This window comes from Streptomyces sp. NBC_00236 (assembly GCF_036195045.1).
Lineage (GTDB): Bacteria > Actinomycetota > Actinomycetes > Streptomycetales > Streptomycetaceae > Streptomyces.
Map to the genome: position 1 here is coordinate 5,175,427 of NZ_CP108100.1, position 18,075 is coordinate 5,193,501.

Genomic DNA, 18,075 nt, shown 5'->3' on the forward strand with positions numbered 1-18,075 from the left:
CCGCCGCCTTCCGGCACCCGCCCCGACCCTGGCCGGTCCCTGATATTGGCCGGGCCGAACCCTGAGAGACCCGCGCAGCTCTCCGCCGGTCTCAGGGTCGATGTGGGGGCCGACCCTGATGCCACCACCCGCACGGACGTGTGACGATCGGGTCATGCCAGCCGCCACCGCCCGAGCCGCAAGCTCCCTCGCCCCCGACCCGGAGGAGCCGCCCCAGCGCAAGCTGTACCGCAGCGCCGACGGACGGCTGCTCGGCGGTGTCGCACGCGGCCTCGCCGGGCACCTCGGGCTGCCGGTGGCCTGGGTGCGCTTCGTCTTCCTCGGACTGTTCCTCGCGGACGGCCTCGGCTCGCTCCTGTACGCGGTGTTCTGGATCGTCGTCCCGCTCGGCGTCGGCGGCGTGGACGGCCCGCGCTCCCTCTTCGAGACCGCCCCCGACGGCACCCGCAGACTCCGCAAACCCGACAAGGGCCAGGTCTTCGCCCTCATCGCACTGTTCGTCGGCGCCATGGTCTTCGTCGGCAACGTCGACATGGGCAGCAAGGCCGACCGCTACATCTGGCCCACTCTGCTGATCGGCGCCGGCTCCGTCCTGGTGTGGCGCCAGGCCGACAACGCCCGCCGCGCCCGCTGGATGGAGGTGGGCAGCCGCCGTCGGGTCCTGCACCTGGCCCGCGGCCTCGCCGGCGTCGCCCTGGTGGGCCTCGGCCTCGCCGGATTCATGGTCGTACGCGGCTCCGCCGCCCAGCTGGGCAACGTCATCACCGCGGCCATCGCCGTGCTCACCGGAATCGCCCTGCTGGCCGGCCCCTGGCTCGTCCGCATGACCCAGGACCTCTCCGAGGAACGCCTGATGCGCATCAGGGCCCAGGAACGCGCCGAGGTCGCCGCCCACGTCCACGACTCGGTGCTGCACACCCTCACCCTGATCCAGCGCAACGCCGAGGACGCCGGCGAGGTCCGCAGACTCGCCCGCGCCCAGGAACGCGAACTGCGCAACTGGCTGTACAACCCCGAAGGCACCGGCAAGGACGAGGACGACGAGCCCGAGAACCTGGCCGAGGCCGTCAAACGCGCCGCCGCCGAGGTCGAGGACAAGCACGGCGTCCCGCTGGAGGTCGTCGTCGTCGGCGACTGCCCGCTCGACGAGAAGCTGACCGCACAGATGCAGGCCGCACGCGAGGCGATGGTGAACGCCGCCAAGTACGGTGGCGAGGGCGGCGCCGTCCAGGTCTACGCGGAGGTCGAGGGCCGCACGGTCTTCGTCTCGGTCCGCGACCGGGGTCCGGGATTCGACCTGGATTCCGTACCGGGGGACAGAATGGGCGTACGAGAATCAATCATCGGCCGGATGCAGCGCAACGGCGGTACCGCACGGCTGCGTTCGGTGCCCGGTGGGGGCACGGAAGTCGAGCTGGAGATGGAGAGGACGAGCGATGAACGGGACCACTGAGGCGACCGGGGGCCACGAGGGCCCGGAGCGCCGGGTACGAGTCGTGCTCGTCGACGACCACCGGATGTTCCGCACCGGAGTGCAGGCCGAGATCGGCCGCACCGAGGAGACCGGTGTCGAGGTCGTCGGCGAGGCCGCCGACGTCGACCAGGCGGTCACCGTCATCACGGCGACCCGCCCCGAGGTCGTCCTCCTCGACGTCCACCTCCCGGGCGGCGGCGGCGTCGAGGTGCTGCGCCGCTGCGCGCCGTTCATGGGCGCGGTCGAGAACCCGGTGCGCTTCCTGGCGCTGTCCGTCTCGGACGCCGCGGAGGACGTCATCGGCGTCATCCGGGGCGGTGCCCGCGGCTATGTCACCAAGACCATCACCGGAGCCGACCTGGTCGACTCCGTCTTCCGGGTCCAGGACGGCGACGCGGTGTTCTCGCCCCGGCTGGCCGGCTTCGTCCTCGACGCCTTTGCCTCGACGGACGCCCCGCCGGTCGACGAGGACCTCGACCGGCTGACGCAGCGCGAGCGCGAGGTGCTGCGGCTGATCGCCCGCGGATACGCGTACAAGGAGATCGCCAAGCAGCTGTTCATCTCGGTGAAGACGGTCGAGTCGCACGTCTCGGCGGTGCTGCGCAAGCTCCAGCTCTCCAACCGGCACGAGCTGACGCGGTGGGCGACGGCCCGGCGACTGGTCTGAGACCGGGCCCGGGGCCTGGTCTGGGCCCGGATCCGGGGCCTGGTCCGAGACCGGACCGGGTCCGGGGCCTGATCTGCGACCGGGTCCGGTCAGGCGTCTTCGCGCCGTCCTGACCAGGTCAGGCGCCTTCCCGTTCCGGGTCGAGCGAGATGTTCAGCTTCTCGCCGATCCGGCGGTAGCCGATGGCCGCGTAGATCCGCTCCACGTCGGCGTCGCCCGGCTCCAGCCAGACGACCCGGCAGCCGCGCGCGAACGCGGTCTCCGTCAGGTGGGCGGAGAGCGCGGCCCCGATGCCGCGGCGCCGGAAGTCCGCCGAGACCGCGAGCCCGGCCAGCTCGCTGAGGCCGTCGACCGGGACCGAGCAACCGCCCGCACCTGCCGGGGTGCCGTCGACCGTGGCGAGCCCGGCGACCCCGCCGTCCGCCGCGGCGGTGCGCAGCCACTGGGCGGTACCCGCCTCGGGCTCGCCCGTCCCGCCGTAGCCCAGGTGCTGGACGAGGGCGGCGGCGTCGAACTCCGCGTCCGTGGCGGGCTCGGCCATCACCAGGCCGTCCACCGGCTTCGGCGGCAGCAGTCCGCCGGGAGCGCAGGCCAGGAGCGGGGCGCGGTTCTCCACGGTGAACCCGGCGGCCAGCAGCGCGGGTTCGACCGCGGGCGCCCAGGTGGGCAGGAACTCCAGGCGCGGCATCCGGTCCAGCTCGCGGAAGGCGGCGATCAGGGCGTCGAGTTCGCCGGGTGTCGGTTCCGCGCCCTGGTCGGGGATCGCGTAATTGGCGTACTTGAGGGACCAGTCCGGGTTGTAGCGGATCGCGAACGGGCCCACCCGGACGTGGTCCGGGGAGCGGAGCGTGAGGGTGCGGGCGTGGGTCTGGACGTCGACGTCCATGGGCATGGGTGAGTGTCCTTCGGCCGTTCCGGATCGGAGGGCGGGAGCCTACGCGACCCGGGTCGCTCCGGCGAAGGGCATGTGGTCGATCGGGGCGATGCGGACCGGGGCGCCCGGGCGCGGGGCGTGGATCATCTGGCCGTTGCCGATGTACAGGCCGACGTGGGTGATGCCCGAGTAGAAGAACACCAGGTCCCCGGGGGCGAGTTCGGAGCGCGACACGCGCCGGCCCGCGTTGATCTGGGTGTACGTGGTCCGGGGCAGGGAGACACCCGCGGAGCGGTAGGCGGCCTGGGTGAGGCCGGAACAGTCGAACGAGGAGGGGCCGGTGGCGCCCCAGACGTACGGCTTGCCGAGGGCCGTGTACGCGAAGGCGACCGCTTCGGCGGCGCGGGCGTTGGGCGCCTGGGCCGTGGAGCGCGGGGCGCTGCGGTCGGCGTGGGCGGCGCCGCGGCCGCCCTCCGAGGCGTCGTAGGCGGCGCGCTCGGTGGGGGAGAGCCGGGCCAGCAGCTGCCGGGCCTCGGCGAGCTTGGTGCGGACCGTCGCCTTGTGCTTCTTCAGGGCGGCCTGGCGGCTCGCGAGTTCGGTCAGCTCGCCGGCGGCCTCGGCGCGGACCTGGGCCACGTCCGCGACCTGGCGCTGCACGGTGCGTACCTCGGTGGCGCGCCGCTCGCCGGCCCGCTCGACGTACGAGGCGCGCCGGAGGTACTGGTCGGGGTCCGAGGAGAGCGCCAGCTGCACGGCGGGGTCGATGCCGCCGGAGCGGTACTGCGCGGCGGCGTACGAACCCAGCGCCTCGCGTGCCGTGTTGAGCCGCTCGGTCCTGCGGGCTGCCTCGTCGCGCAGGGCGTCGACGGACTTCGCGGTGGCGGCGGCCTTCTCCTTGGCACCGTTGTACTGCTCGGTGGCGGCCTCCGCCTCCCGGTACAGCCGGTCGACCTGGGCCTTCACCTGGGCGGGCGTGGGCGCCGGATCGGCGTGTGCGGATCCCGGCAACGCGGCGGCGGTCGCGGCCCCGGCGAAGGCGAGTGTCGCCGCTGTGCGGGCAGCAGAGCCGGTGTACGGGCGCTGCTTGGGTTTCCGGTGCGCTGCCACGAGGGCGGGCGTCCTTCCTTTCGACGGCCCGCCGGGGTCTACCGACGGGCCCGCCCGGCCCGGCGGGGGCCGCCAACAGGGGGAGCGGCCCGCCGCCGGGACCTCGGCGGGGTGACCGGGAACGCCACCCGGGTACGGATCGGCGCTGTGCCGGTCACCTGGCAGGGACGCTAAACCCGGGACACGGGAAAGAGTTGTAATGACGCTTATTGTGCGAAGTTGGCGTTGCGTTGTCGCCGGGTGATCGGAAAAATTGCATCAGAGCCAGGCAATTGGTGCATCTCGCGGTCAAGTAGTCGCTCAGGCTCACCTGGCTGCGGAGTGCTGATATGGCCGGGGCTAGGCTGCGGAGCCATGCGTGTACTCATCGATGTCTTCGTCGCCCTGCACATCATCGGCATCGCCTCCCTGCTGGGCGGTTTCCTCACCCAGATGAAGGCGATGGGGGCGGGCACGGCACGGTTCGTCCCGGCCATGCTGCACGGAGCGCTGACCATGCTGGTCACCGGAGTCGCGCTGGTCGGCCTCGACCAGGCCGACGACCACCCCGTGAACAACGTCAAGATCGGCATCAAACTGCTGATCCTGGTCGTGATCCTCGCCCTCGTCTACGTCAAGCGCGACGAGGAGAAGGTCGACAAGGGCCTCTTCGCGGCGGTCGGCGGACTGACGATCGTCAACATCTTCATCGCCACGCTCTGGACCTGAGCCCCGTCCCGCCACGCTCCGGACCTGAGCCGCGCTCCGGACCTGAGCCGCGCCACGCTCCGGACCTGAGCCCTCGTCGCGGGCCGGGCGGGCGGTCTTGTGGCGCAGCCCGGCCGGCCGGGCTCATGACGCGGGCCGGCGGGCGGTGCTACGGAGCGGTGCCCCAGTCGACCTGACGGCCCTCCCGCCGCAGCGCCTCCTCGACGCCCGCCCAGTCCTCGACCCACTCGCCCACGCACTCCCGCGTCATCGTCGGGTCGGCCGCCACGAGGATGTCCACCCCCGCCGCCCCGGCCCGCTCCTCGGGTGACGCCGCCAGGTCGGCCAGCCGGTCGACGCGCAGGTAGCGCCCCGCGTCGGAGCCCGCCGTGATCCGCCCGACCACCCCGTACCGGGCACGCTGCTCGGCCGCCGCCACATCACCGCGGTCGACGGTGGCCGTCACCGCGATCCGGTGCGGACCGGTTCCGTCGGGTGCCCCGCCACCGAGGCCGTAGCGCTTCTGCGCCGCGGCCAGCCGCTCGCGCCCCGTCTCCGCCGCCGCCGCGCGCAGTCCGTGAAGGTGCAGCGTCTGCTCCTCGGGGCTCCACGACATGATCCGCTCGACGTCCCGGTCCTGGATCACGTCCTCCTCGGCAGCCGTCGCGCCGCCCCCGCCGTCCAGTGCCCTGGCAAGCGCCCGCGCCGCCTCGGAGGGCGCGACCGCCCCGTCCGGGCCCTGGTCGATGAGCATCGCCACCCCGGAGAACAGGGCCCGGAGCCCGAGCGCCGCCGCCGCGACGGCGCCGTCCGGCCGGAGTTCCGGATCGAGTTCGGGGAGCACGCTCAGCCGGCGGTGCATGGCGGCCGCCGCGCTCTCGTCCGGCGGCGCGGCGTCCCACAGCAGCTCAAGGGCGGCCACGCAGCTGTCCTGGTCCTCCGGGCGCCCCTCGTCGGCGAGGTACCGCAGGAGCACCCCCGCGGTGCGCTCGGCGCAGGCCGCCGAGAACAGCCTTGCCTGGGGGAAGGTCCCGAGGAAGGCCATGCCCCGGACGCTCTCCAAGATCTTCACGGTCGCTCGCTCCTGCTGGTGCTCGTCCTGTGTACGCCGATGCCCGTCCGGTGCCGGGCACCTTCCGCACGGTACCCGGCGCCGGCCCGGTCACGGCCACCAGAACGTCTTGTACTTGCGTCCGCCCCGCCCGGTCACATTGCCGCTGACCACACCCTCGGAACCCTTGATGAGGGGGCCGCAGATGTCCTGGCAGACCTCGCGCGACGCCCCGCCGGCGATGGGCTTGCCGCCCAGCTTGTCGATCTCCAGGAGGGCGTTCTGCTCGGCGTGCGTGGCGCCCTGGACGTTGACGCGGACCGGAACGTCACCGCGTTTGGCGATGGCGCTCAGCTGCGCCGGGGACAGACCCTGGCCGCTGCTGGAGACCACATTGCGCTCCACCCACTGTCCCGGCTTGCCGGGTACGGGAAAGCGCGCCCGGACGACCGAAGTGGTGTTCGTCTTCTCGGCCCACTCGACCGCCTTCTCGACCTCCTCCGGGCTCTTGCCCTTGGCCTTCGCCTCGCGCCGCACCTCGTCCAGGAAGACGTCCTGGTAGTCGCGGGCCGCCTGGGCGTTCTCCTCGGCGAGCTTCTTCAGTTCGGCGGGGGTCCGCTTCTTCGGGCCGCAGTCGTTGTTGTGGACCAGGACGTTGCCCCGGCCGACCGCCACGTAGTAGGTGTGCGTGGTGTCGACCGTCAGGTCGTGGGTGCGCTGACGCAGGGTGTACCGGCTGACCCCGGTGACGGCAAGTGCGCCGCCGTCGGACAGCCGCAGCGCGTCGCCGGCGGCGATCCGGCCCGCATCGGCCCAGCGTCCCTCGTTCACCAGCCAGAACGGGTGCGTGTCCGTGGCGGTCAGGGTGGCCGTACGGCCGTTCTGTTCCACCGTGACCCGGGTGAAGTGCTTGTCGCCCTCGGTGGTGATGGTGTCCGTCACCGTGCGCGCCGCGCTCCGGCCGTCCGCCGGGTCGGTGGCCAGGACACGGTCCCCGGCCCGGACGTCCTCGATGGCGCGGCGGGTGCCGTCGGCGAGGAGGACGGGGGTGCCCGCGAGGAAGCTGTGATTGACCGGACAGTCGGGCTTCTTCTCGTCGGGTTTGGGGTCGTCCTTCTTGGGTTTCTTGGTGTCGTCGAGTTTCTTTGCGGCGTCGTCGAGGGCTTTCTGGGCGTCCTTGACCTTGCCGCGGCTCTTGATGAGTCCCTTGAGCCCGTCGTAGAGGTCGCCGCCGTGCTTCTTCAAGCTCTGGATGAGCTTGTAGGCCTTCTTCCACTTCCAGGGCGCCCCGTACTTCGCGGCGAGTTTCCCGACCGCTCCGCCGACGAGACTCAACAGCACGTTGATCAACGTCTCCGTGCAGGCGCCCATGTCGCCCTTGGTGATGCAGTCCAGCGCGTCGGTGATCCCGAGTTCGTCGGCCAGGATCTTCGCGAGTTCCTTCGCCGCGTCGATCGCCTTGTCGCTGTTGGACTTCTCGTCCTTCTGCGCGTCCTGGAGATCCTTCAGCGCCTTGTCGTACGCGATCTGCTCCGGCGACTTCGGCGAACCGTCAGGATTCTTGTCCGAAGCCGGATCCCCCTGCCCCGGAGCGCTCTGGTCACCGCCCTGCGCCTGGCTCCCGCTGTCACCACCACAGTTGCCGCCGCCACCGATCCGGCAGACCTGCACACCGATCTTCGCCGTCAGATCAGCACCGATCCCCGTACCCACCAGGGCACCGATGATCGCCACGACCACCAGCGTCAGACCCAGGTACTCAAGCGCGCCCTGACCCCGGTCACGCCGTCGGCGCAGCCCCAGCACGCGTGCTTGTGTGCGCGGCACGCTGCGCCGCACCCGGCGCCGTAACTCCCCCATGCGTGGCATAGGGAGACGCTAACGGGCATATGGGGGGCGCGTCTTGGGCCCGTGGACCCAAAACGCGGCCCCACGGTGGCCCCGCAGCGCTCGTCAGCCCGGCCGCACGCTCCCGTAGATCGGCATGTAGTAGATCGACTCCTCGCGCACGTTCGCCCCCGGCTTCGGCGCGTGGATCATCATGCCGTCGCCCTTGTAGATGCCGACGTGGCTGATGTCGTCGTAGAAGAACACCAGGTCCCCGGGCCGCAGATCCTCGGTGGCTATCCGGGTGCCCACGTTCACCTGGTCCCAGGTGGTCCGCGGAATGTCGACACCGGCCGCCTTCCAGGCCGCCTGGGTGAGCCCGGAGCAGTCGTACGAGGCCGGGCCGGTCGCCCCCCAGACGTACGGCTTGCCGAGCTGCGCCCTGGCGAACGCCATGACCTTCTCGGCCTTGGTCGAGGCGTCGGCGTCCGAACCCGAGCCCGAGCCGGTCCCGGTTCCGGTGCCTGCCCCCGTGCCGCTGCCGGCCTCCTCGGCGGCCTCCTCGGCCGCCGCGGCCTCGCGGTCGGCCTCGGCCTTCGCGGCGGCCTGCTTCTTCGCCAGCTCCGCCGCCTTGCGCTTGGCCTCCGCCTCCTTCTTGCGCTCCAGCTCGGCCAGCCGCGCCTTCTCCTCGGCTGTCAGCTTCGACAGCAGGCCGCGGGCCTCGGACAGCTTCGTCTGGACGTTCTGCTTGCTGGTGCGCAGGGTCGCCTGGGACTCGGTGAGCGTCTCCAGGCTCGCCACGGCCTCGGCCCGCTGCTCGGACGCCTTCACCTGCTGCGTACGGAAGTCCGACACCGCCCGCGTCTGGCGCTCGGTCATCCGGTCCATGAGGTGGGTCTGGTCGAAGAACGACTGCGGGTCGTCGGCCAGGAAGAAGGTGGCGGTCGGGGCGAGGGTGCCGCCGCGGTACTGGGCGGCGGCATAGGTGCCGAGCGTCCTGCGTGCCTCGTTCAGCTTCTCGGTGCGCTTGGCGACGTCGTCGAGCAGGGTGTCCACCTTGGAGCGCTGCGCCGTGGTCGCTTCCTTCGCCTGGTTGTACTGCTGGGTCGCGGTGCCCGCCTGCCGGTAGAGGTCGTCGACCTTCTTCTGTACGTCCTCGATGCTGGGCTTGGGAGCCGGGGCGGCGAGTGCGCTCTGCGTGGACAGCAGGGTCACCGAAGCCAGTGCGGCCGTCGTGATCCCGACGGCCGGGCCGGTATTGCGCACACGGGTGCGCGGTTTGCGATGCGACGCCAAGGCCGGCATCTCCTTCCGTGGACCGCCTACCGGGTTAGCTGTCGGGTTCGGGCGGAACGGAAGGCTGCCCTACGGTCCTGGTGGGGGATTTCGGACCGATTCACCCCGGTGATGCGTGTGGGTCCCCGGTTCCGGACTCCCGTGACGGACAGCCCGGATTCGGCGTGGACGCCCGCTCGGCGTGGATCGCCTCTGGGGGTACGGGCCGCCCGAACGAGCACGCTAGCCAACTCATGGTGCCGCTGTGAAGGTTGATGTTCGATATGCCCGATACATTTTCGTGACCTTGCCGGATCGGGGCGCTGCGGGGCAGGTGGGGCCCGGGGTCGCTCCACACAGTGATGCCCATCGCTCGCTCTGAGTGTCCGGTCGCCGGTGCGTGGTTGGTCACTCGGGCCCGGAGTGTCAGTGCGCACGCCTAGACTCGGGAGGCGATGAGCAGCCTCTTTGACGACAGTTTCCTGGCCGGCCTCCAGCACACGGAGGAAGGGCCCCCGCCGCCCCCCGAGGACTCCGCACCCGAAGCGGTGCCGGAGGACCTCTTCGCGGGCGTTTTCGACGGGCCCCCGCCGCCCCGCGAGGCCTACTACCGCGACGGGGCCCACCGCCCGGTCATCGACGCGGCCGCGCTGCTGGACGGGCTGAACACCGAGCAGCGCGCAGCCGTCGTGCACGCCGGGTCCCCGCTGCTCATCGTCGCCGGTGCCGGTTCGGGCAAGACCCGCGTACTGACGCACCGCATCGCCCATCTGCTGGCCGAGCGCGGCGTGCACCCCGGCCAGATCCTGGCGATCACCTTCACCAACAAGGCCGCCGGCGAGATGAAGGAGCGCGTCGAGCAGCTCGTCGGACCGCGGGCCAACGCCATGTGGGTCATGACCTTCCACAGCGCGTGCGTACGGATCCTGCGCCGCGAGTCGAAGCGGCTCGGCTTCACCTCCTCGTTCTCCATCTACGACGCCGCCGACTCCAAGCGCCTCATGGCCCTGGTCTGCCGCGATCTCGACCTCGACCCGAAGCGCTACCCGCCGAAGTCGTTCACGGCGAAGGTCTCGAACCTGAAGAACGAGCTGATCGACGAGGAGACCTTCGCCGGCCAGGCTGCCGACGGCTTCGAGAAGACACTCGCCCAGGCCTACGCGCTCTACCAGTCCCGGCTGCGCGAGGCGAACGCGCTGGACTTCGACGACATCATCATGACGACGGTGCACCTGCTCCAGGCGTTCCCCGACGTCGCCGAGCACTACCGCCGCCGCTTCCGCCACGTCCTCGTCGACGAGTACCAGGACACCAACCACGCCCAGTACACGCTCGTACGGGAACTGGTCGGCCCGGCGGGCGAGGCCGACGCCCCGGGCGAGCTGTGCGTCGTGGGTGACGCGGACCAGTCGATCTACGCCTTCCGCGGCGCGACCATCCGCAACATCCTCCAGTTCGAGGAGGACTACCCGGACGCGACGACGATCATGCTGGAGCAGAACTACCGCTCCACGCAGACGATCCTGTCCGCGGCCAACGCGGTCATCGAGCGCAACGAGAGCCGCCGCCCGAAGAACCTCTGGACGAACGCGGGCGCGGGCACCCGCATCACCGGCTATGTCGCCGACACCGAGCACGACGAGGCGCAGTTCGTCGCCGACGAGATCGACCGGCTGACCGACGCGGGCGACGCCAAGGCCGGCGACGTGGCGATCTTCTACCGGACGAACGCGCAGTCGCGTGTCTTCGAGGAGATCTTCATCCGCGTCGGCCTGCCCTACAAGGTGGTCGGCGGCGTGCGCTTCTACGAGCGCAAGGAGGTCAGGGACGTCCTGGCCTACCTCCGGGTCCTCTCCAACCCCGAGGACACCGTCCCGCTGCGCCGCATCCTGAACGTGCCCAAGCGGGGCATCGGCGACCGGGCCGAGGCGATGATCGACGCCCTGTCGATGCGCGAGAAGATCTCCTTCCCGCAGGCGCTGCGCCGGGTCGACGAGGCGTACGGCATGGCAGCCCGTTCGTCGAACGCGGTGAAGCGGTTCAACACGCTGATGGAGGAGCTCCGCACGGTCGTGGAGTCCGGCGCTGGACCTGCGGTCGTGGTGGAGGCCGTCATGGAGCGGACCGGCTATCTCGCCGAGCTCCAGGCGTCCACCGACCCGCAGGACGAGACCCGGATCGAGAACCTCCAGGAACTCGCCTCCGTCGCCCTCGAGTTCGAGCAGGAGCGGGCGGAGGACGAAGGCGCGGGCACGCTCGCCGAGTTCCTGGAGAAGGTCGCGCTCGTCGCCGACGCCGACCAGATCCCCGACGAGGACGAGGACGGCTCCGGTGTCGTCACGCTGATGACGCTGCACACCGCCAAGGGCCTCGAATTCCCGGTGGTCTTCCTGACCGGCATGGAGGACGGGGTCTTCCCGCACATGCGGGCACTCGGACAGACCAAGGAGCTGGAGGAGGAGCGGCGGCTCGCCTACGTCGGCATCACGCGCGCCCGCGAGCGGCTCTACCTCACTCGCGCGGCGATGCGCAGCGCCTGGGGCCAGCCCGCGTACAACCCGCCGTCGCGGTTCCTGGAGGAGATCCCGGACCAGCACCTGGAGTGGAAGCGCAAGGGCCCCATGGCGGCACCGGCCGGGCCGACGTCGGGCATCACCTCGTCGCGCTCCGCGTCCCGTGCGCGCTCCGGCCCCTCGGGCTTCGCGACCCGGCGGACCTCGGACAAGCCGACGATCACCCTGGTGGCCGGTGACCGGGTCACCCACGACCAGTTCGGTCTGGGCACGGTGACGGCGGTCGAGGGCATCGGGGACCAGGCGAAGGCCACGGTCGACTTCGGGGACGCGCGGCCGAAGAAGCTGCTGCTGCGGTACGCGCCGGTCGAGAAGCTGTAGGGCCGGCGGGCCCCGCGGGTGGGCGGCCGCGGCCGCCCACCCGATCAGTTCGGGTTGACGTTGTGGCTGCGGAGCCAGGGCAGCGGGTCGATCGCCGCGCCGCCGCCGGGCCGGACCTCGAAGTGCAGGTGCGGGCCGGTCGAGTTGCCGGAGTCGCCGGAGTACGCGATGACATCACCGGCCTTGACGTAGCCCGAGCGGATCCGGGTGCTGCTGAGGTGGCAGTACCAGGTCTCGGTGCCGTCGGCCGCGGTGACGATGGCCATGTTCCCGTAGGCGGAGTTGATCTGCGTACGGACGGTGCCGTCGGTCGCCGCCATCACCGGCGTGCCGTAGCCGACGGGGAAGTCGATGCCCGTGTGCACGGACATCCAGTTGACGCCCGCCTGGCCGAAGTACGCGCTGAGCTGATGGTCCTTGACCGGCATGACGAACTTGGGGCGCAGGGCCTCCTTGCGGGCGGCCTCGTCCGCGCGTCGCTTCTTCTCGGCGGCCTGCCGTGCCTTCAGGTCGATGCGTTCCTGGGTGCGGCTCGCGCGGTCGGCGAAGTTCTCCGCGTCGGCACTGAGGTTGGCCAGCTGGGTGTCCAGCTTGTTGTTGGCCGCGACGGGCTTGACCGTGCCGGGGTCGGCGGCCGCCATCGTCGCGGTCTCGTCCTTCTTCTCCTCGCCGCCGCCCATCCCGCCCACGGAGGCTGCGGCGATGCCCGCCACGCTCATCACGCAGGCGGACGGAACGGCGACGGTGAGGAGTGCGGAACGCTTCGCGGGAGAGCGCCTGCGGCTGCGGCTTCCGCCACCACTGCGGGTGACGGGGCGGCCTGCGGGGCGGTGACCGGTGGCCGGGGCGGCGTCCGGGGTGGAGTCCGGTGCGGCGGCGGAATCATGGTCGCGAGCGTGGTCGTCCGGCTGGGGCGCGGTGCTGTCGGTGGCCTCTGGGTCGAGGTCCGTCTCCGCGAGGCTGAACTCGGCGGTCCGGTAGGGCTCGTACGGGTCGTACGGATCGAAGGACGCCTGCGGCTCGTAGGGCGTCTCGTGGGAGCTCTGCGGCTCGTACGTCTCGTCGGTCGCGTACGGATACTGGGCCGTTTGTTCGGCTGCGTCGGGCGCTGCCGCGATGTGCTCGGATTGCGCGGTCTGCTGTGCGTACTCGGGCGTGGCGCCGGTGTTCCAGGCGGTGGCGTCGTAGGCGCCGGTGTCGTAACCCGTCGTGCCGGTGTCCGTCCACTGGCCGGTCTGCTGCCAGGTGGTGGTGTCCCACTGGCCGGAGGTGTCCGGGGCCCCGTGCTGGGCCGGGACGGTGTGGCCGTAACCGCCGTCCGGGATCCAGGCCGCGCCGGTGTCGTACTGCGGGCCGGGGTCGTACGGGTGCTGCTGGGGCTGCGCGGTGTAGGCCGTGTAGTCGGCGGCCTGGCCGTACTCGGCCGTGGGGTGCGCGCCCGTGTCCCACGGGGAGGCGACATACGTACCGCTGTGGTCGGCCGTGTTGCCGCCGTACGGGGCGGCGTAGCCCGTCGCGGTGTCGTACGAGCCGTCGTAACTGCCGGGGAGGGAGCCGAAGAGCGGGTCGCTGTCGAAGCCGCCCGCGGAGTGGCCGTCATACCCGGCGTACCCGGCGTGGGGGTGCTGGTCGTTCACCAACGTCTCTCTCGCCTCGGCAGCAGTACCAGTGTGCCCGGGGTCCGGTGGGGACTCCGGGGAAGCAGTGGCCGCGACTGTACCCGGCGGTATGCGACGCCGACAATCTTCGACGGCCTTCCGCCGCTCAGGAATCGGGCAATCGGCCGTCTTTCGACGGGCTGCTCACACAGCCTTGGCTCTATGTTCGAAACCCGTTCTATTTGTGGGTGAGGCGGAGCGTTGACGGCAGGGGGCGTGGCTGCCGGATTCCGGCAGATTCGGTCGTCCTCAGGCCACGGAGGCGGCGCCCGCGGGCCCCTGGGCGGACGCGTGGGCGTCGAGCGCCCGCCGGATGCCGGCCGCCACGGCGGGGTGCACGGGCAGGGCGAGATGGCCTACGCCGGTGACGCGCACGTTGACCACGTCCAGGTCCGGGTGGTCGATGCAGGCCGCCTCGACGGGGACGATCACCTGGTCCAGCTCGCTCCAGAAGCTGACGAACCGGGTGCGGCAGCCGGGCGCGGGGAGCCGCAGCTCCTCGATCGGCCCCGAGCCGCTGCGCATCTGGCGCACGATGGGGTGGGCGCCGGCCAGCGGGGCGACGGCGGTGCCGCCGTGCGGTGTGCCGAGGGTGACGAGGGTGCGGATCCGCCGGTCACCGCCCAGCCGCTGGACGTAGTAGCGCGCTATCAGGCCGCCCAGGCTGTGGCCGACGATGTCGACCTCGCGGTGGCCGGTGCGGGCGCAGATCTCCTCGACGTGCCGGCCGAGCAGTTCGGCGGCCGTACGGATGTCGCAGGTCAGCGGGGAGTAGTTGAGCGACTCCAGGTGGTGCCAGCCGTGCCGGGCCAGCGAGCGGCGCAGCAGGACGAAGACGGAACGGTTGTCGATGAAGCCGTGCAGGAGCACGACGGGCGGCCGGTCGGGGTGCGCGGTGGGCAGCGCGGTGGTCCCTGCGGGAGCGGACGCGAGCGGGGGCGCGGGAGTGGAAGCGGGAGCGGGAGCGGGAGTGGAAACGGGGGCGGATGCGCGGGCAGGGCCGGGGTGGCCTGCCGTTCCGGTCGCTGTTCCGGTTGCCTTCCCCGTCCCCGTCCCCGTCGCTGTTCCCGTCCCTGTCGCTGTTCCCGTTCCCGTCGCCGTCGCCGTTCCGGCCGTGGGGTGCCGCTCGCCGGTGATGCCGGTGGGATACAGGAGGGCGTGCCCCGCCAGGACCACGAGTTCGAGCGCCGTCGCCCTCAGCAGGGCCGCGGACAGCCGGGTGGACGGCAGCCGGACGGGCGGCAGCCAGGTCATGTCCGCACACATCCGGCGCAGCAGCAGGGGAAGAAGGGGGAGGAACGGGGCTTGCGCGGTCTCGGGGGTATGCGGGGTCCTCATGGTCGACCTCCTGCTCCGGCACCCGGGGAGGAGCGGCTCGCTGCCCCGTCTGCCCTCATGGGGCGCCATCTCGGAGGTCCGGGCCGGCCGGTCGCCGTCCGGGACTCGCCGCCCGCCGTGTCCTCCGGGACACCATCGGTGACCGGCGGACAGGCGGGTGGTGAGCCGTACCACCGTGCCGTGCGGCTGACGGCGCGGTGGTGCGGCGACCTCGTTGCGGCTCCCCCGGCGGCCGGTCCCGCACGGCAGGACTGCCGTGTGCTGCGGGAGCGGTGCCCGGTGAACATGTCCCACGTGTGATTTCCCCCTCCCCGCCCACCGCGAAACTGCGGCTTGCGGGATGCTGGGGATAACGTTCGTTCACATTCCCTGGCCTTCAGGCACAGGAGACGCATGTGGAGGCAGTGATGGGTGTGACCGGTCCGATCCGTGTGGTGGTGGCCAAGCCGGGCCTCGACGGCCATGACCGCGGGGCCAAGGTGATCGCGCGGGCGCTGCGCGACGCAGGTATGGAGGTCATCTACACGGGGCTCCACCAGACGCCCGAGCAGATCGTGGACACCGCGATCCAGGAGGACGCCGACGCCATCGGCCTCTCGATCCTCTCCGGCGCGCACAACACGCTCTTCGCGAAGGTGATCGAGCTGCTGAAGGAGCGCGACGCGGCCGACATCAAGGTCTTCGGCGGCGGCATCATCCCGGAGGCGGACATCGCCCCGCTGAAGGAGCAGGGCGTCGCGGAGATCTTCACGCCGGGCGCGACGACGGTCGCGATCGTCGACTGGGTCAACGCGAACGTCCGACAGCCCGCGGAGGCGTAGTACTCCAGCCGTGGATCCTCATGACCACTCGAGGGCTGCTTCTTGGCAGTGGTAGCGGCTGACGCGGGCGCGGTGTTGATGGCGCGCCGGCGCCAGGCTGACCGGGCGTGTGAGCAGGCCAGGACACGTGCGGGCTCGGCGACCGGAGCGGTGAGCAGCCGGGTGATCCCGTTGCAGGTCAACGTGATCGGCCCGGCCGATGCGGGCCGGGAGCTGTGCTCGTTCGCGGCGACGGCCGCGAGCAGGGCGGGCGTGGGCGAGCATCGCGAACGCCGTCCAGCGTTGCCAGGAGGTTCAGCGGCGGGCCCGGCGCTCATATCGGGTCCGGCCGGGCCCTTGCCGTCCTGAAACGACTCCTCCATGCGTCAGCGGCGCCCGGCGACGCGGACCGGTTCACGCAGCGGCACCGGTTCCGGGCTGGAGCAGCGAGAGAACGCCGGCTCCCCGGTGCTGCGGTGACGACGCACCAACGGCCGCCGGCACGGGGTGTCGCCGCCATCGCCCGCGGACTCCCCACGGGTGGGAGCAGCGCAACCACGGCCCAGTCGTAGGAGCGAGGGCCCTTCGCCCCGGCTCCGGGTGGCGCGGGCCCTTCGCCCAGGCTCCGGGTGGCGCGGGCCCTTCGCCTCGGCTCCGGGTGGCGCGGGCCCTTCGCCCCGGCTCCGGCGGAGAGCCACGGCAGTTCTTGCGGGGCAGCTCGGCGAGCAGCCCGAGCGGGAACCGGCCGGCCCGCCGGCGGATCACGGTCCGGGGGAACCTGGAGGCTGTCCGGCCGAGCCGCCTGTCGGTCGCCGCCTGCCAGCGGTCGGACCCTGCCTGTGCCCCACGGCCACCGCTTGATCATCTGATGTCGACACAACGGACGAGGACCAGGCGGTGACCGTGCCATGTCCGGGACCGCCACTTCGGCAAGATCACGGCCTACGGCTGGAGCATCAGGAGCGGACCCGGTCCGCGGGCGCGGTCCAGCCGGTGGAGCGGATCCACTCGGCCAGGTCCCGGGTGGTCGGCTCGATCGCCCGCACCGCTGCGAGGTCCGACGGGTATGCGGACCCCTCGGCGAACTGGCGGAACATCGCCTTGTCGAGATCGTTGCCGAGGACGCTCAGTGGCAGGGCCTCGTAGCGGGACGGTAGCCCGGCGCGCTCGCCGAACGCGGCGGCGATCTGGGGGCCCGTCGGCTCGTCGCCGATGACGTCGATGGCTCCGCCGGGCACGTCCGCGGTGTCGAGCAGGATCGCGGCGGCTACCTGGCCGATGTCCCTGATCGAGATCATCTTCAGGGCGATGTCGTCCGGCAGCGGCAGCCTCAGCACGATCACCCCGTCCTCCAGGCTCGGCGCCATCACGGTTGCGAAGTTCTCCATGAAGGCGGTCGGGCGAACCATCGTGGCCCTCAGTCCGGAGAGCTTCAGGTGCTTCTCGATCCGATGCTTCGAGTCGTGGTGCGGCACGCCCGTTTCGCGATCCGCTCCGAAGACCGAGTTGAACACGACGTGCGGCACGCGCGCCGCGGCCGCCGCGTCGACGAGGGCGGTGCCCACGCGGACCTCCTCCTCGACCTCCTCGAGGCTGTTCGCCTCCGGGGTCATGAAGTAGAACGCATCGACCGCCTCCAGTGCGGCGACCGTTGACGCCGGGTCGTCGATCCGGACAGTCGACAGCTCAACGCCTTGGGCGGCCAGCGCCTGCGCCCGGTCGGACTCGGGGGTGCGGACGAGGGCCCGCACCCGCGCTCCTCGGGCCAGGAGCGCGTCGACGACCGCCCCACCCTGCTGCCCCGTCGCACCAAAGACCGCGATCGCGCCGTTTTCCCGCGTGACCATGTCGTCGCCTCTCGTTAGGTCATGCCGCGAACCTCGACTGGTTCACGCCGTGAACCAAACTAGTTCATGCCGTGAACTTATGCCAGGCATGGAGGTGCCGAGGAGGATTGCGCGGTAGGTCAGGACGAGGTGGACGCCGAGACGCCTGACGCGTCCACGATGGCGGTGGCGAGGCGTTCGAGGTCGCGCTGGCCGTCGGCGTCGAGGTTCCCCGCGACATCGGGCAGGCGCTTGACGGTCTCGGTGAACACCGCCTCGGCGAGCACCTTCCCCGCGGGCGTCACGCCGAGCATGATGACCCGCCGGTCCTGCTCTGAACTCGCCCGGCTGACCAGGCCGCGCCGCTCGGTGCGGTCGACGAGTTGGCTCAGCGCGTTCTTGGTCATGCCGAGCGAGGCGGCGAGGTACGCCATCTGCCGCGGCTCGTTCCTGACCGCGCACAGCAGCGTGGCTTGTGAGGGCGTCAGGTCGTACTCGACGCAGATCTGCGCGTACCTGCGCTGGATCAGGACCGAGAGCCAGAAGAGCTTGTCGCCGTAGTCCACGCCCGCCGCCCCTCGTCTGCTGCCTGACACC

General features: G+C 71.5%; 14 protein-coding genes and 1 riboswitch. Of the genes, 5 read left to right on the forward strand and 9 right to left on the reverse strand.

What is annotated here, in order from left to right:
* The first annotated feature begins 154 nt into the window (after positions 1-154).
* Positions 155-1,453 carry a PspC domain-containing protein gene (locus tag OG446_RS23435; RefSeq protein WP_328895870.1) on the forward strand — a complete coding sequence of 433 codons (1,299 nt, stop codon included), beginning with the start codon at positions 155-157 and terminating at the stop codon, positions 1,451-1,453.
* On the forward strand, positions 1,437-2,141 hold the full coding sequence (locus OG446_RS23440) for a LuxR C-terminal-related transcriptional regulator (RefSeq protein WP_136327611.1): 705 nt from the start codon (positions 1,437-1,439) through the stop codon (positions 2,139-2,141). Before OG446_RS23435 ends, OG446_RS23440 begins: the two co-directional genes overlap by 17 nt.
* A gap of 118 nt (positions 2,142-2,259) precedes the next feature.
* Here the strand turns inward: OG446_RS23440 and OG446_RS23445 are convergent, their stop codons facing one another.
* Both OG446_RS23445 and OG446_RS23450 read right to left on the reverse strand, forming a co-directional pair.
* The gene (locus tag OG446_RS23445; protein WP_328895871.1) at positions 2,260-3,033 is read right to left on the reverse strand and encodes a GNAT family N-acetyltransferase; all 774 of its coding nucleotides are present in this window, start codon (positions 3,031-3,033) and stop codon (positions 2,260-2,262) included.
* Between the two features lie 42 nt (positions 3,034-3,075).
* Positions 3,076-4,122, reverse strand: coding sequence for a C40 family peptidase (locus OG446_RS23450; protein WP_328895872.1), 1,047 nt, complete (start codon positions 4,120-4,122; stop codon positions 3,076-3,078).
* Positions 4,123-4,476: 354 nt separating this feature from the next.
* Here OG446_RS23450 and OG446_RS23455 point away from each other — a divergent pair, with 354 nt between their 5' ends.
* Positions 4,477-4,830 carry a hypothetical protein gene (locus OG446_RS23455; protein WP_219573938.1) on the forward strand — a complete coding sequence of 118 codons (354 nt, stop codon included), beginning with the start codon at positions 4,477-4,479 and terminating at the stop codon, positions 4,828-4,830.
* Between the two features lie 148 nt (positions 4,831-4,978).
* Here OG446_RS23455 and OG446_RS23460 read toward each other — a convergent pair whose 3' ends face one another.
* The 3 genes from OG446_RS23460 to OG446_RS23470 form a co-directional block, all read right to left on the reverse strand.
* Entirely contained in the window at positions 4,979-5,881 is a 903-nt protein-coding gene (locus OG446_RS23460) for a hypothetical protein (protein ID WP_328895873.1), read from the reverse strand.
* Between the two features lie 90 nt (positions 5,882-5,971).
* Positions 5,972-7,729 carry a polymorphic toxin-type HINT domain-containing protein gene (locus OG446_RS23465; protein ID WP_328895874.1) on the reverse strand — a complete coding sequence of 586 codons (1,758 nt, stop codon included), beginning with the start codon at positions 7,727-7,729 and terminating at the stop codon, positions 5,972-5,974.
* Positions 7,730-7,813: 84 nt separating this feature from the next.
* Positions 7,814-8,992, reverse strand: coding sequence for a C40 family peptidase (locus OG446_RS23470; protein WP_328895875.1), 1,179 nt, complete (start codon positions 8,990-8,992; stop codon positions 7,814-7,816).
* A riboswitch (cyclic di-AMP (ydaO/yuaA leader) is annotated at positions 8,991-9,158 on the reverse strand. (Overlaps the previous gene by 2 nt.)
* Before the next feature lie 259 nt (positions 9,159-9,417).
* Here OG446_RS23470 and pcrA point away from each other — a divergent pair.
* Positions 9,418-11,856 (forward strand): DNA helicase PcrA, encoded by a 2,439-nt coding sequence (gene pcrA / locus OG446_RS23475; RefSeq protein ID WP_328895876.1) that lies wholly within the window; start codon positions 9,418-9,420, stop codon positions 11,854-11,856.
* A gap of 44 nt (positions 11,857-11,900) precedes the next feature.
* Here the strand turns inward: pcrA and OG446_RS23480 are convergent, their stop codons facing one another.
* Both OG446_RS23480 and OG446_RS23485 read right to left on the reverse strand, forming a co-directional pair.
* Entirely contained in the window at positions 11,901-13,493 is a 1,593-nt protein-coding gene (locus OG446_RS23480; protein WP_328895877.1) for a M23 family metallopeptidase, read from the reverse strand.
* A gap of 270 nt (positions 13,494-13,763) precedes the next feature.
* On the reverse strand, positions 13,764-14,759 hold the full coding sequence (locus OG446_RS23485) for an esterase/lipase family protein (RefSeq protein ID WP_443050281.1): 996 nt from the start codon (positions 14,757-14,759) through the stop codon (positions 13,764-13,766).
* Positions 14,760-15,259: 500 nt separating this feature from the next.
* On the opposite strand from OG446_RS23485, the gene OG446_RS23490 reads away from it, so the two are divergent.
* Complete coding sequence (locus OG446_RS23490) at positions 15,260-15,673, forward strand: cobalamin B12-binding domain-containing protein (RefSeq protein WP_328898391.1); 414 nt, start codon at positions 15,260-15,262, stop codon at positions 15,671-15,673.
* Positions 15,674-16,608: 935 nt separating this feature from the next.
* Here the strand turns inward: OG446_RS23490 and OG446_RS23495 are convergent.
* A complete protein-coding gene (locus OG446_RS23495) occupies positions 16,609-17,499 on the reverse strand; it encodes an NmrA/HSCARG family protein (RefSeq protein ID WP_328895878.1) in 891 nt (296 codons plus the stop codon).
* 119 nt (positions 17,500-17,618) lie between these two features.
* Positions 17,619-18,044 (reverse strand): MarR family winged helix-turn-helix transcriptional regulator, encoded by a 426-nt coding sequence (locus OG446_RS23500; protein ID WP_328895879.1) that lies wholly within the window; start codon positions 18,042-18,044, stop codon positions 17,619-17,621.
* Positions 18,045-18,075: the final 31 nt, after the last annotated feature.

Excerpts from the sequence above, each read along its gene's own strand:
- OG446_RS23435 (WP_328895870.1), top strand. The coding sequence starts at position 155 with ATGCCAGCCGCCACCGCCCGAGCCGCAAGCTCCCTCGCCCCCGACCCG.
- OG446_RS23440 (WP_136327611.1), top strand. The coding sequence starts at position 1,437 with ATGAACGGGACCACTGAGGCGACCGGGGGCCACGAGGGCCCGGAGCGC.
- pcrA (WP_328895876.1), top strand. The coding sequence starts at position 9,418 with ATGAGCAGCCTCTTTGACGACAGTTTCCTGGCCGGCCTCCAGCACACG.
- OG446_RS23455 (WP_219573938.1), top strand. The coding sequence starts at position 4,477 with ATGCGTGTACTCATCGATGTCTTCGTCGCCCTGCACATCATCGGCATC.
- OG446_RS23495 (WP_328895878.1), bottom strand. The coding sequence starts at position 17,499 with ATGGTCACGCGGGAAAACGGCGCGATCGCGGTCTTTGGTGCGACGGGG.
- OG446_RS23490 (WP_328898391.1), top strand. The coding sequence starts at position 15,260 with ATGGGTGTGACCGGTCCGATCCGTGTGGTGGTGGCCAAGCCGGGCCTC.
- OG446_RS23445 (WP_328895871.1), bottom strand. The coding sequence starts at position 3,033 with ATGCCCATGGACGTCGACGTCCAGACCCACGCCCGCACCCTCACGCTC.
- OG446_RS23465 (WP_328895874.1), bottom strand. The coding sequence starts at position 7,729 with ATGCCACGCATGGGGGAGTTACGGCGCCGGGTGCGGCGCAGCGTGCCG.
- OG446_RS23470 (WP_328895875.1), bottom strand. The coding sequence starts at position 8,992 with ATGCCGGCCTTGGCGTCGCATCGCAAACCGCGCACCCGTGTGCGCAAT.